Below are 12904 nucleotides of genomic sequence, written 5' to 3' on the forward strand. Positions count from 1 at the left end.
GCGGATGGCTGATGCGCGTGCCCGGTCGGGCCGCCCACATCACCACAAGACTTGACGCACAGACCCCGGGCGTCAGGACGACACGGTTTTGCCGTACGCTAATAGCATCGGTCGTGTGCGCGATGCCTTCGCTCACCGTTTCCCGCCCGGCGAAGCCCTTCGCGCCGATGTGACTAGCGTCCACCGCAGCTCATCCCACGTTTTGTGACGATCGCGATACGCCCCTCTGACAGGGATGAGGTGCGGGCTGAATACGCCAAAGCCGAATTTCGGTAAAATGGAATATCTTTGCGCGAGCGGATTGACCCGTTGTTTGTGTGTTTTGCCCGTCGGGGAACGCAAGGTCTTGTGGCCCGGATGCGCTTCGCGCCATCCGGGCTGCGGGACCGTTCGCGTGGAATGCTGCTCGGCCGCGTGACGGGCTTGGTTTCCCAATCTGGGATATCGTACAAGCGACAGCAACGGGAGACATCGGCAACATGATGGGCGACACGAACGTTCGGGCTGGCCAGTGCCATTGCGGCACGGTGCGTTTCGAGGCGACGCTCAGCGACGGCTTCAATTCGATCCGCCGCTGCACCTGCTCCTACTGCCGCATGCGCGGCGCCGTCGTCGTCATGGCGGCAATGGGCGGGATCAAGTTCCTCCAGGGCGAGGATGCGCTCACAAGCTACCGCTTCCATACCGGATCAGCGCAGCACTTCTTCTGTTCCCGTTGCGGAATCTACACGCACCATCAGCGACGATCCGACCAATCTCTCTATGCCGTCAACGTCGCCTGCCTGGATGGGGTAAGCCCGTTCGATTTCACTGAGGTACCGGTCATGGACGGCATCAACCACACCAACGACACCGGCCAGCCGACGCGGCGGGCCGGCACGCTCCGCTTCATTTCGGCCGACTGACGGTGGTGGTTGCCTGGCTCAGCCGCGCGGCGACCGCGGCGGCCTGCGCTTCGCCACATGTCGGCGCGGCGAGCGTGTCACGCGGGGGCGAAGGCGGGTTACCGCGGCTTCACGACGCGGCTTGGCCTGGGCTGGACCGCGGGCGAGATCCATCAGCATGCGCAGCGCCTCGACCACCGAGCGCTGGCGCACGGCGGTGCGGCCGATGGCACCAAAACGATGCTCGCGGTGAATGATGCGTCCATCGCGCGCGGCGGCGGCGAAATGCACGAGGCCAACCGGCTTGCCGGGCGTGGCGCCGCCGGGGCCGGCAATGCCGGTGATAGCGACTGCAAGATCGACGCCGGCACGCTCCAGCGCGCCGACCGCCATGGCCGTTGCGGTCTCCCTGCTGACGGCGCCGAAATTCGCAAGCGTGCCGGCCTCGACGCCGAGCATCGCGCGCTTGGCGTCGTTGGAATAGGTGACGAAGCCCCGATCGATCACGTCGGAGGAGCCGGGAATGTCGGTCAGCGCACCCGCGACGAGGCCGCCGGTGCAAGATTCAGCGGTCGCGATCGTCAGCTTGCGCATCCGGCACAGATCGAGCAGCGAGCGGGAGAGGGCGCGTGCGTCGCTGCCGGCCATGGCCTAGACACTCCAGGGCAGGCGGATGGTAGCGCTCGCGGTGGCCGCGATGCCTTCCTCGCGGCCGGTGAAGCCGAGCCGCTCGCTAGTGGTCGCCTTGACCGCGACCCGGGAGATGTCGACGCCGGAGATCTCGGCGATGCGCGCGCGCATGGTGTCGCGCAAGGGACCGATCTTCGGCCGTTCGCAGATCATCGTGACCTCGAGATTAGCGATGCGGCCACCGCGCTGGGTGACGCGCTCGATGGCGTATTGCAAAAACTGGTCGGAGGAGGCGCCCTTCCACTTCGCGTCGCTGGGCGGAAAGTGCGATCCGATGTCGCCGTCGGCGAGCGCGCCGAGGATGGCGTCGACCAGCGCATGCAGGCCGACATCGCCGTCGGAATGGGCCAGGAATCCCTTGGTGTGCGGTACGCGCACGCCGCAGATCATGAGATGGTCGCCCTCGCCGAAGGCGTGGACGTCGTAGCCCGTGCCGGTCCTGATGTCGCCGAGCAGGCTGGCCAGCCGCGCTTCCTCGCGCACGAAATCCTCGGGAGTGGTGAGCTTCATGTTGGCAACATCGCCTTCAAAGGTTGCAACCGTCAATCCCGCCCATTCGGCAATCGCGGCATCGTCGGTGAAATCGCTGCGGCCGTCCTTGGCCGCGCGACGATGCGCTTCGAGGATGACGTCGAAGCGAAAGGATTGCGGCGTCTGTGCGATCCGCAATCGCGCCCGATCCGGCGTGTCCTCGACGTTACCGTTCTCGCCGGTGACCTTGATGGTGTCGGTGACGGGAACGGCGGGGATCGCGGCGCCGGTGCGGCTGGCCGCATCGATCGCGCGGGTGATCACGCCTTCCGAAACGAAGGGGCGCGCGGCGTCGTGGATCAGGACGATGTCGGGCTTGTGTCTGGCGAGCGCTTCGAGACCCGCGAGCACCGAGGCCTGCCGGGTCGCGCCGCCCTTGACCGGCGCCTCGTGGCTGAGCCCTGCGACCGCCGCCGTGAACATGGCGCCGTCGTCGGGGTTCACGACCGGCTGAACCGCGAACACGTCCGCATGACGGCTGAAGGCCTCCATGGCGCGATAGATCACCGGCACGCCGCCGATCTCGCGATATTGTTTGGGGCCGCCGGCGCCTGCGCGCAGGCCGCGTCCGGCCGCGACGAGGACGACTGCGGTGCGCTGTGATTTCGCCATAGGACTCAAATACTCATTTGGTGATGAAGAGAGTCGGGGGTGGGGTGATTGCCGCATGCCTCTAGCACGGCAGGCCCGCAAAAAAAGGGGGTTTCCCCGGATTGTGGGAAACAGCATTTTGCTGCACCGCACTTGAAAGATTGTCAGAACTGTCTAAACTGTAGGCATGACGCTTGACTGCACAAGAATTGTGCGCAAGATAGGTCATGGCAGGCGCGATGAGGCGCTGCCAACGCAACGAGACCCCTGTGACCGGCTCGGCAGTATCAGGCTCTAAGCCATTGAAGATAGGCGATATTGATGTCGCCACCCCGGTCTTCCTGGCGCCGATGTCGGGGGTGACTGACTCGCCCGTCCGCCGGCTGGCCGCGGAGTTGGGAGCCGGTCTGGTGGTGTCCGAAATGACGGCCAGCGACGAACTCGCCAATGGCCATCGGATGTCCCGGTTGCGCTGCGAAGCCACCGGGATCGGTCCGCACGTGGTCCAACTCGCCGGTTGCGAGACGCACTGGATGGCAGAGGGCGCCCGGATTGCCGAAGCCGACGGCGCCGACATTATCGACATCAACATGGGCTGTCCGGCCCGTCACGTCACCGGCGGCCAGTCCGGTTCCGCCTTGATGCGCGACCTCGACCACGCCGTCAGCCTGATCGAAGCGACGATCGCGGCGGTGAAGGTACCGGTGACGCTGAAGATGCGGCTCGGCTGGGACGACCGCACCCGCAATGCGCCGGAACTGGCGCGTCGCGCGCAGGCGTCAGGCATCAAGCTCGTCACCGTGCACGGCCGCACCCGCTGCCAGTTCTACAAGGGCGAGGCCGATTGGGACGCGATCCGCGCCGTACGCGAGGCCATCTCCATTCCGCTCGTCGTCAATGGCGACATCACCACTTTCGAGAAGGCGCTCGCGGCGTTAGAGGCCTCCGGCGCCGATGCCGTGATGATCGGCCGCGGTGCGCAGGGCCAGCCCTGGCTGCCCGGCCAGATCGGCCGGCGCTTGAGGGGCGGGGCGGCGGAAGCCACGCCGTCGCTCGAGACGCAGCTGCATTACGTCCGCACGCTTTATGAGGGCGTCTGCGCGCTCTACGGCCTGCGCATCGGTCTGCGGCACGCGCGAAAACATCTGGGCTGGGCGCTCGACGTCGCGGCCGACGTGAGCCGCGCGCCGGCCGAGAAACTGAAATCCTGGCGCCAGAAAATCCTCACCTCGGAGGATCCGCGCCTTGTCCACCGGTCACTGCAAGATGCCTTCGACGACTTCGCATGGAGCGCCGCTGCATGAGCTCAGCCGCTGAACATCGTCGGCCGTTTCCGTCCGACAGCGATGCCATCCTGGATGCACTGCCCAATCCCGTGCTCATGATCGGACCGGACGGCAAGATCGTCGCCGCCAACATCGCAACCGAAGCCTTCTTCGATATCTCGACGCAGTTTTTGAAGCGGCAGTCGCTGAAAGAGCTGGTGCCGTTCGGCAGCCCCTTGCTGGCGCTGATCGATCAGGTGCGTTCGTCGAACGCGCCGGTCAACGAATACAAGGTCGATCTGGGCACGCCACGCATGGGCGGAGACCGCCAGGTCGATCTGCATGTTGCCCCCGTCACGGAACGGCCCGGCCATATCGTGGTGATGCTCCAGGAGCGCTCCATCGCCGACAAGATGGACCGCCAGCTCACCCATCGCAGCGCCGCGCGCTCGGTCATCGCGCTCGCCGCGATGCTGGCGCATGAAATCAAGAACCCGCTCTCCGGCATCCGCGGCGCGGCGCAGCTCCTGGAGCAGCAGGCCTCCTCGGAAGACCGCATGCTGACGCGGCTGATCTGCGACGAGGCCGATCGTATCGTGACGCTGGTCGACCGCATGGAGGTGTTCGGCGACGAGCGCCCCGTGGTGCGCGGCCCCGTCAACATCCATTCGGTGCTCGATCACGTCAAACGGCTGGCGCAGTCCGGCTTTGCCCGCAACATCCGCTTCGTCGAGGACTACGATCCCTCGCTGCCGCCGGTGCTGGCCAACCAGGACCAGCTCATCCAGGTGTTCCTCAACCTGGTGAAGAACGCCGCCGAAGCGCTGATCGACGTTCCCGACGGCGAAATCCAGCTCACCACCGCGTTTCGCCCCGGCGTGCGCCTGTCAGTCCCCGGTCAAAAATCCCGTGTATCCCTGCCGCTCGAATTCTGCGTGAAGGACAACGGACCAGGCGTGCCTGACGATCTTCTGCCAAACCTGTTCGATCCCTTCGTCACCACCAAGCAGACCGGCTCGGGTCTGGGCCTCGCGCTGGTCGCAAAGATCATCGGGGATCACGGGGGCATCATCGAATGCGAATCTCAGCCGCGGAAGACCACCTTCCGCGTGCTGATGCCGATGTATTCCACATCGGTGAAACATGCCGATCAAAGCAGTCGCGACGGCTCTGCCGGGAAGTCGTCGTCTGCGTCACAGGGGGCAAAATGAGGATTAACGATGCCCGCAGGTAGCATTCTCGTTGCTGATGACGACACCGCCATCCGCACGGTTCTCAACCAGGCACTATCGCGCGCCGGCTACGAAGTGCGGCTGACCGGCAATGCCGCGACGCTGTGGCGCTGGGTCAGCCAGGGAGAGGGCGATCTCGTCATCACCGACGTGGTAATGCCCGACGAGAACGCGTTCGACCTGTTGCCGCGGATCAAGAAGATGCGGCCGAATTTGCCGGTCATCGTCATGAGCGCGCAAAACACCTTCATGACGGCGATCCGCGCCTCCGAGCGCGGCGCCTATGAATATCTGCCGAAACCCTTCGACCTGAAGGAGCTGATCGCCATCGTCGGCCGCGCGCTGGCCGAGCCGAAGGAGCGGGTCTCGACGCCGAACGAGGACGCCGAGATGGAGGCGATCCCGCTGGTCGGCCGCTCGCCGGCAATGCAGGAGATCTATCGTGTGTTGGCGCGCCTGATGCAGACCGACCTCACCGTGATGATCACGGGCGAGTCCGGTACCGGCAAGGAGCTGGTGGCGCGCGCGCTGCACGACTACGGCAAGCGCCGCAACGGCCCGTTCGTCGCGGTCAACATGGCGGCAATCCCACGCGACCTGATCGAATCCGAACTGTTCGGCCACGAGCGCGGCGCCTTCACCGGCGCCAACACCCGCGCCTCCGGCCGCTTCGAGCAGGCCGAGGGCGGCACGCTGTTCCTGGACGAGATCGGCGACATGCCGATGGAGGCGCAGACGCGCCTGCTGCGCGTGCTTCAGCAGGGCGAATATACCACGGTCGGCGGCCGCACCCCGATCAAGACGGACGTGCGCATCGTCGCGGCCTCCAACAAGGATCTGCGCGTCCTGATCCAGCAGGGCCTGTTCCGCGAAGATCTGTTCTTCCGTCTCAACGTCGTGCCGCTGCGGCTGCCGCCGTTGCGCGAGCGCATCGAGGATCTGCCCGATCTCATCCGTCATTTCTTCGCGCTGGCCGAGAAGGACGGACTGCCGCCGAAGAAGCTCGACGCGCTGGCGCTGGAGCGGATGAAGCAACACCGCTGGCCGGGCAACGTACGCGAGCTCGAGAACCTCGCCCGTCGCCTCGCGGCGCTTTATCCGCAGGACGTGATCACGGGCTCCGTCATCGACGGCGAGTTGGCGCCACCTACGGTTAGCCCGGGTGCCGCAGTCCAGCATGGCGTCGACAATCTCGGCGGCGCCGTGGAAGCGTATCTCTCCTCGCACTTTCAGGGCTTCCCGAACGGCGTGCCGCCGCCGGGCCTCTATCACCGCATCTTGAAAGAGATCGAGGTGCCGCTACTCACGGCCGCGCTCGCCGCCACCCGCGGCAACCAGATCCGCGCGGCCGATCTGCTCGGCCTCAACCGCAACACGCTGCGGAAGAAGATCCGGGATCTCGATATCCAGGTGTACCGGAGCGGGGGGTAGCATCCCCGCAACGGACGGTGGCTCAGCTCCCCCTACCAAGCGGAGCTGAGCCTGTCCGGATCGCGCTGGCCGTTGTGGCTGACGCGGTGAGCAGAAGTCCGGACCGGACTGAAATGTTCCTCAGGAACATTCAAACGATGATTTCAGCCGCGGGATGCGGCCTCACACCTATCTGACAAACCGGCCTGCGACCTGTATCGCGCTGGCGACGTTCGCATTGGGCTCCTGCACCCCGACACCGTTGACCAGGAGGTCGGCCGCCACGATCAGCAGCAGCACGGCCGACACCATCATTGCGAGAAAGAACCTGTGCATGCTGGTCAAGCCGTGAGGGCCGGAATGCGTTCCCGCCCTCCGGCATGTCGCTGTGGATGCGCGGGTCGGTCGCGGCGAGGGCGCCGCGGAATTGTCGCAATTCGGCAACAATGTGGTACGAATACATCAGTATCCGCCCGCCGCGGACCCCGTTTTTCAGCACCCATTGCCGGAATGACCAGCGCAGACACCTCGGCCGCATCCTTTGACACGGCCCCAGCTGAAGAGCCCCGGCGTTGGTCGGCGCGACGCTGGCTGGCGCCGTTCGCCGTGGCGCTGGCCCTGCTGTCGGCCTGCCTGACATTCCTGGTCCTGACCGGCCTCACGTCGATCGAGCCGACCCCTGCGGTTGTCCGCTCGTTCTATCTGATCAATGCGGGCACGATCCTGCTGCTGGTCGGCATCATCATCCGCGAGCTCTGGCAGCTGATCCTGGCGCGACGGCGGGGCAGGGCGGCGGCGCGCCTCCATGTCCAGATCGTCAGCCTGTTCTCGATCGTGGCGGTGCTGCCGGCGGTGCTGGTCGCCGTCGTCGCCAACGTCACCATCGAGCGCGGCCTCGACCGCCTGTTCTCCGGCCCGACCAAGGAGGTGATCCAGAATTCGCTGACGATCGCGCGCGCCTACATGCAGGACCACGCGCAGCTGATCCGGGGCGACATTCTCGGCATGGCCAACGACATCGCCCACGCCCGGCCGCTCTACGACCAGGATCGCCGCTCTTTTCGCGAATTGCTGACGTCCAGCGCCGCCTCGCGCAATTTGCCGGGCGCGATGATCATCGACAAGAACACCAACATTCTCGAATCCGCCGATACCGGCATGCGGCTGGCCTATTCGCCGCCGGCGCCGGACTTCCTCAGCAACGTCAACGAATCCGAGCCCGAGATCGCGGTGCTGCCCGATGCGAGCTTCGTCGCCGCGGTGGTCCGCTTGCGCGCCTTCAGCGACACCTTCCTCTACGTCGCGCGGCCGCTCGATCCGAATGTCGTCAACCAGCTCAAGCAGACCGAGGTCAGCGTCGCCGAATACGCCCAGATCGAGTCGCGCCGGCTCGGCATCCAGGTCGCGTTCGCGCTGATGTTCGCGGTGATCGCGCTGACCATCCTGATGGCCTCGGTGCTGATCGGCCTCAACTTCGCCAACTCGCTGGTCTCGCCGATCCGGCGACTGATGAACGCGGCCCAGACGGTCTCGACAGGCGATCTCCATGTGAAAGTGCCGGTGCACCAGTCGGAAGGCGACCTCGCCCAGCTGGGTGAGACCTTCAACAAGATGACGGAGGAGTTGCGCAGCCAGCGCGACGAGCTCGTCAACGCCAGCGACCTCATCGACAGCCGCCGCCGCTTCATCGAGGCGGTGCTGTCGTCCGCGAGCGCCGGCATCATCGGCGTGGATAATTCAGGCAGCGTCGGCATTCTCAACCGTTCCGCCGAAAAGCTGATCGGGCACTCCGAAGCCGAGACGCTCGGCCATCCGCTCTCCGACGTGCTGCCCGAGCTCGAGGAGATGATGAAGACGGCGCGGGAAGGGACCCAGCGCCTGGTGCAGGGGCAGATCACGATCACGCGGGACGGGCAGGAACGCAATCTGTCGGTCCGCGTCAGCGCCGAGAAGACCAGCCAGCCGCACGACAGCTACATCATCACGCTCGACGACATCACCGAGCTGGTCTCGGCGCAACGCACCTCGGCCTGGGGCGACGTCGCGCGCCGCATCGCGCATGAGATCAAGAACCCGCTGACTCCGATCCAGCTCTCCGCCGAGCGCATTCGCCGCAAATTCGGCAAGGACATCACCGAGGGCAAGGACAAGCAGATCTTCGAACAGTGCACCGACACCATCGTGCGTCAGGTCGACGATATCCGCCGCATGGTCGACGAGTTCTCGCGCTTTGCGCGGATGCCGAAGCCGGTGATGGAGGGTGAGGACGTCGCCGACGCAGTGCGGCAGGCAGTGTTCCTGATGAAGGTCGCCCACCCCGAGATCGATATTGAGGCCGAGTTCAAGGAAGACCCGCTGCGCGCCCAGTTCGACCGGCGGCTGATCTCGCAGGCCGTCACCAACATCGTCAAGAACGCCACCGAGGCGATCGAGCAGGTTCCCCTGGAGGAGCTCGGCAAGGGCCGGATCGACGTCGTGGTCTCGCGCGAGGACGAGGACGTGCTGATCGACGTCGTCGACAACGGCATCGGCCTGCCCAAGGTGGCGCGCTCGCGCCTGCTCGAGCCCTATGTGACGACACGCGCCAAGGGCACCGGCCTTGGGCTCGCGATCGTCGGTCGCGTGCTGGAAGACCATGGCGGGCGCATCGAGCTGAAGGATGCCTCGGACTTCCGCGAGGGCCAGCGTGGCGCCTGGATGCGGATGCGTTTTGCGATCTCCGGCGCTCCCGCGAAGAGCGAGGGGGCCGAACCGGCGGGCGGGGCAACGACCAAGCCGGAAATCGGCGAAACGGCCACGCAATCCGTCAAGGATCCGGAAACAAAGCAAGCGGCCGTCGAAACCAAAGAGCCGGCTGAAAAGACCAATGATTCAACGAAGATCGAAGCCTCAACAGGCAGCTGAGAAAACAGGCGACCCATGGCAAGTGAAATTCTGATTGTCGATGATGAGGCCGATATTCGGGATCTCGTTGCGGGCATCCTCGAAGACGAGGGCTTCGTGACCCGGACCGCGCGCGACAGCGATACGGCGCTCGCCGAGATCGCCAACCGCAGGCCGCATCTGGTGTTCCTCGACATCTGGCTGCAGGGCTCCAAGCTCGACGGCTTGCAGCTCCTGGAGCAGGTCAAGAAGGACAACCCCGATCTCCCGGTCGTGATGATCTCCGGCCACGGCAACATCGAGACCGCGGTCGCCGCGATCAAGCGTGGGGCTTACGACTTCATCGAGAAGCCGTTCAAGACCGACCGGCTGATCCTGGTCGCCAACCGTGCACTGGAGAACTCGCGGCTCAAGCGCGAGGTCAAGGAGCTGAAGCAGCTCGCGCCGAGCGCAAGCTCGCTGGTCGGCCGCTCGCCAAGCATGAACCAGCTGCGTCAGACCATCGAGCGTGCGGCCAAGGCCAACAGCCGCATCCTGATCGTCGGTCCCGCCGGCGCCGGCAAGGAACTGACCGCCCGCACGTTGCACACGGCCTCGGGCCGCGCCGACGGCCCCTTCGTCGTCATCAACGCCGCTGCGATCACGCCCGAGCGGATGGAGCACGAGCTGTTCGGCATCGAGCAGTCCAACGGCGAGCACGCGCGCAAGCCCGGCGCGCTCGAAGAGGCCCACGGCGGCACGCTGTTCATCGACGAAATCGCGGACATGCCGCGCGAGACCCAGAACAAGATCTTGCGCGTGCTGGTCGAGCAGTCGTTCCAGCGCGTCGGCGGCAACGGCAAGGTCCAGGTCGACGTCCGCATCATCTCCTCCACCGCGCGCAATCTGGAAGAAGAGATCGCGGCCGGCCATTTCCGCGAGGATCTCTATCATCGGCTCTCGGTGGTGCCGATCCGCGTGCCCGCATTGTCGGAGCGGCGTGAGGACATTCCGGAATTGATCGACTATTTCATGGAGCAGATCTCCGCGGGCAGCGGCCTGCCCAAGCGGCAGATCGGCCAGGACGCGATGGCGGTGCTGCAGTCGCATGTCTGGCCGGGCAATGTGCGCCAGCTCCGCAACAACGTTGAGAGAGTCATGATTCTGGCCGCGGGCGGGCCTGAGGTCATCATCACTGCCGACATGCTGCCGCAGGATGTCGGCTCCATGGTGCCGGCGATGCCGACCAGCAACAATGGCGAACACATCATGGGCCTGCCGCTGCGCGAAGCGCGCGAAGTGTTCGAGCGCGACTATTTGATTGCACAGATCAGCCGTTTCTCAGGAAATATTTCTCGCACGGCCGAGTTTGTTGGCATGGAACGCTCGGCACTGCACCGGAAGTTGAAGGCGCTCGGCGTCGGCTAACGCTGCGACGTCGTTGGAATAGGCGAGGAAAATCATCGATTTCCGTAGTTTTTCGGGGCAATACGGCGCGGCCTGCCGCGTGAAGCGGCTTGCCTAATAAGCCTACCTGTCCTCTAATCGAACCGCTGTCCCTCCGAGGGGGATCTCATGAGGGACGGCACCGGACGAGGACCCCGGATTTTCAAAAGAGGGCCGCAACCGGCGCAATAAAAAGAAACTCAAAGCGAGAAAAAAACAATGGCGGCAGACCGCGCACAAAACCTGCAGGACACATTCCTTAATCACGTTCGCAAAACCAAAACGCCACTGACGATCTTTCTGGTCAACGGAGTGAAGCTCCAGGGCATCGTGACCTGGTTCGACAATTTCTGTTTGCTGCTTCGGCGCGACGGTCACTCGCAGCTCGTCTACAAGCATGCGATCTCGACCATCATGCCGGGCGCTCCGATCCAGTTGTTCGAAGGCGGCGAGGACCAGCCGGCTTGAGAGTGATCTGATTGGAACCCCGGAATTTCGACGGGGATGCCGACCGTCCGCGGTCGGCAGGGGGTACGCAGACGGGGCGGGTGCTTGTCATCGGTCCCTATTTGCGGGTGCGCGCAGGCAATGCCGACGCGCAATCGGAAGCTCATGTCCTGCGTGACGCGGAAGCCCGGCTCGACGAAGCTGCCGGCCTCGCGCGCGCGATCGATCTCGTCGTTGCCGATGCCATCATCGCGCCGATCAACCAGATCCGCCCTGCGACCTATATCGGCAAGGGCAAGGTCGAGGAGATCGCTGCGCTCGCCAAGAGCCTCGACGTCGAGCTCGTGGTGATGGATTGCGCGCTTGCGCCGATCCAGCAGCGCAATCTCGAGAAGGAGCTGCAGGCAAAGGTGCTCGACCGTACCGGGCTCATTTTGGAAATCTTCGGCCGCCGCGCCAAGACCAAGGAAGGCTCGCTCCAGGTCGAACTCGCGCATCTCAACTATCAACGTTCGCGCCTGGTGCGCTCATGGACCCATCTCGAACGCCAGCGCGGCGGCTTTGGATTCATGGGCGGTCCCGGCGAGACCCAGATCGAAGCCGACCGCCGCCTGATCCAGGAGCGCATCTCCAAGCTCGAGGGCGAGCTGAAGAAGGTGCAGGCCACACGCCGCCTGCATCGCGCAGGCCGCCAGCGCGTGCCGTACCGCGTCGTGGCGCTGGTCGGCTACACCAATGCAGGCAAATCGACGCTGTTCAACCGCCTGACCCGCGCCGACGTGCAGGCCGCCGACATGCTGTTCGCCACGCTGGATCCGACCCTGCGCGCGCTCACCTTGCCGCATGGCGGCAAGGCGATGCTGTCGGACACCGTCGGTTTCATCTCCAATTTGCCGACACAGCTCGTCGCCGCCTTCCGCGCCACGCTGGAGGAGGTGCTGGAAGCCGACGTCATCCTGCATGTGCGCGACATCTCGCACGACGACGCCGAGGCGCAGCAGAGCGACGTCGACGCCGTGCTGCGCCAACTCGGCATCAATCCCGATGACTCAGGCCGCATCATCGAGGTCTGGAACAAGATCGACCGTTATGGTCCCGAACAGCGCGAAGAGCTTTTGAACATCGCGGCGCGCAGGCCGCAGGATCATCCGGCGATGCTGGTGTCGGCCGTGTCGGGCGAGGGGGTCGACGCACTGCTCGCCGCGATCGAGGAGCGCTTGGCTGCCAAGCGCATCACGCTCGACCTCTCGATCGATGCCTCCGACGGCGCCGGCATCAGCTGGCTGCATCGGAATTCCGAAGTGCTGGCGAAAGAGCTGCACGACGGCCGCTTCAACATGACGGTCCGGGTGGACGAGACCAAGCGGGACATCGTGGTGAACCGGTTTGACGCCGTGCCGCGACTGTCGGCATAACAGGTGTCGTCCCGGCGAAGGCCGGGACCCATACCCCGTGATCTATCGAGGCAGGGCGGTCTTCATACCGACGAACATTTTCACTCCAAGCCTTCGCCCAACTCCTCCCTGTGGTTATGGGTCCCGGCCTT

At 65.0% G+C, this 12904-nt stretch carries 11 protein-coding genes and 1 pseudogene; 8 read left to right on the top strand and 4 right to left on the bottom strand.

All coding sequences use genetic code 11. The features are described from left to right. Positions 1–184 (bottom strand): annotated as a pseudogene (locus IVB47_RS13635) (hypothetical protein); the annotation flags it as partial. Between the two features lie 295 nt (positions 185–479). Between IVB47_RS13635 and IVB47_RS13640 the strand changes: the two are divergent. After that, positions 480–905, top strand: a complete 426-nt coding sequence (locus IVB47_RS13640) for a GFA family protein (protein ID WP_027566916.1) — start codon at positions 480–482, stop codon at positions 903–905. 18 nt (positions 906–923) lie between these two features. On the opposite strand, the gene IVB47_RS13645 is transcribed toward IVB47_RS13640, so the two are convergent. Next, positions 924–1532, bottom strand: coding sequence for a CinA family protein (locus IVB47_RS13645; protein WP_247462112.1), 609 nt, complete (start codon positions 1530–1532; stop codon positions 924–926). Between the two features lie 3 nt (positions 1533–1535). Beyond that, positions 1536–2717 (bottom strand): bifunctional 2-C-methyl-D-erythritol 4-phosphate cytidylyltransferase/2-C-methyl-D-erythritol 2,4-cyclodiphosphate synthase, encoded by a 1182-nt coding sequence (locus IVB47_RS13650; protein ID WP_247462114.1) that lies wholly within the window; start codon positions 2715–2717, stop codon positions 1536–1538. Positions 2718–2998: 281 nt separating this feature from the next. On the opposite strand from IVB47_RS13650, the gene dusB reads away from it, so the two are divergent. From dusB to ntrC, 3 genes are read left to right on the top strand one after another with little or no spacing between them, the layout of a single operon-like run. Beyond that, on the top strand, positions 2999–4000 hold the full coding sequence (gene dusB, locus IVB47_RS13655; RefSeq protein ID WP_247359282.1) for a tRNA dihydrouridine synthase DusB: 1002 nt from the start codon (positions 2999–3001) through the stop codon (positions 3998–4000). Then, positions 3997–5172: a nitrogen regulation protein NR(II) gene (locus IVB47_RS13660; RefSeq protein ID WP_027566920.1), complete on the top strand. Its 1176-nt coding sequence runs from the start codon at positions 3997–3999 to the stop codon at positions 5170–5172. Before dusB ends, IVB47_RS13660 begins: the two co-directional genes overlap by 4 nt. A gap of 9 nt (positions 5173–5181) precedes the next feature. After that, positions 5182–6624: a nitrogen regulation protein NR(I) gene (ntrC, locus tag IVB47_RS13665; RefSeq protein ID WP_027566921.1), complete on the top strand. Its 1443-nt coding sequence runs from the start codon at positions 5182–5184 to the stop codon at positions 6622–6624. 168 nt (positions 6625–6792) lie between these two features. On the opposite strand, the gene IVB47_RS13670 is transcribed toward ntrC, so the two are convergent. After that, positions 6793–6939, bottom strand: a complete 147-nt coding sequence (locus IVB47_RS13670; protein WP_247286081.1) for a hypothetical protein — start codon at positions 6937–6939, stop codon at positions 6793–6795. Positions 6940–7113: 174 nt separating this feature from the next. On the opposite strand from IVB47_RS13670, the gene IVB47_RS13675 reads away from it, so the two are divergent. The 4 genes from IVB47_RS13675 to hflX all read left to right on the top strand — a co-directional run bounded on the left by IVB47_RS13675 (position 7114) and on the right by hflX (position 12773). After that, positions 7114–9507, top strand: coding sequence for a PAS domain-containing sensor histidine kinase (locus IVB47_RS13675; protein WP_247462115.1), 2394 nt, complete (start codon positions 7114–7116; stop codon positions 9505–9507). Positions 9508–9522: 15 nt separating this feature from the next. After that, positions 9523–10893 carry a sigma-54 dependent transcriptional regulator gene (locus tag IVB47_RS13680; RefSeq protein ID WP_007591127.1) on the top strand — a complete coding sequence of 457 codons (1371 nt, stop codon included), beginning with the start codon at positions 9523–9525 and terminating at the stop codon, positions 10891–10893. Between the two features lie 237 nt (positions 10894–11130). Next, a complete protein-coding gene (gene hfq / locus IVB47_RS13685; protein ID WP_007591126.1) occupies positions 11131–11379 on the top strand; it encodes an RNA chaperone Hfq in 249 nt (82 codons plus the stop codon). A gap of 11 nt (positions 11380–11390) precedes the next feature. Further along, positions 11391–12773: a GTPase HflX gene (gene hflX / locus IVB47_RS13690; RefSeq protein ID WP_247462117.1), complete on the top strand. Its 1383-nt coding sequence runs from the start codon at positions 11391–11393 to the stop codon at positions 12771–12773. Positions 12774–12904 lie beyond the last annotated feature (131 nt).

This window comes from Bradyrhizobium sp. 62 (genome assembly GCF_023073035.1).
GTDB lineage: Bacteria > Pseudomonadota > Alphaproteobacteria > Rhizobiales > Xanthobacteraceae > Bradyrhizobium.

Bases quoted from the DNA above. Each gene is read 5' to 3' on its own strand.
- IVB47_RS13680 (WP_007591127.1), top strand. From the start codon at position 9,523: ATGGCAAGTGAAATTCTGATTGTCGATGATGAGGCCGATATTCGGGAT.
- ntrC (WP_027566921.1), top strand. From the start codon at position 5,182: ATGCCCGCAGGTAGCATTCTCGTTGCTGATGACGACACCGCCATCCGC.
- IVB47_RS13645 (WP_247462112.1), bottom strand. From the start codon at position 1,532: ATGGCCGGCAGCGACGCACGCGCCCTCTCCCGCTCGCTGCTCGATCTG.
- IVB47_RS13650 (WP_247462114.1), bottom strand. From the start codon at position 2,717: ATGGCGAAATCACAGCGCACCGCAGTCGTCCTCGTCGCGGCCGGACGC.
- IVB47_RS13670 (WP_247286081.1), bottom strand. From the start codon at position 6,939: ATGCACAGGTTCTTTCTCGCAATGATGGTGTCGGCCGTGCTGCTGCTG.
- IVB47_RS13660 (WP_027566920.1), top strand. From the start codon at position 3,997: ATGAGCTCAGCCGCTGAACATCGTCGGCCGTTTCCGTCCGACAGCGAT.
- IVB47_RS13675 (WP_247462115.1), top strand. From the start codon at position 7,114: ATGACCAGCGCAGACACCTCGGCCGCATCCTTTGACACGGCCCCAGCT.
- IVB47_RS13640 (WP_027566916.1), top strand. From the start codon at position 480: ATGATGGGCGACACGAACGTTCGGGCTGGCCAGTGCCATTGCGGCACG.
- hfq (WP_007591126.1), top strand. From the start codon at position 11,131: ATGGCGGCAGACCGCGCACAAAACCTGCAGGACACATTCCTTAATCAC.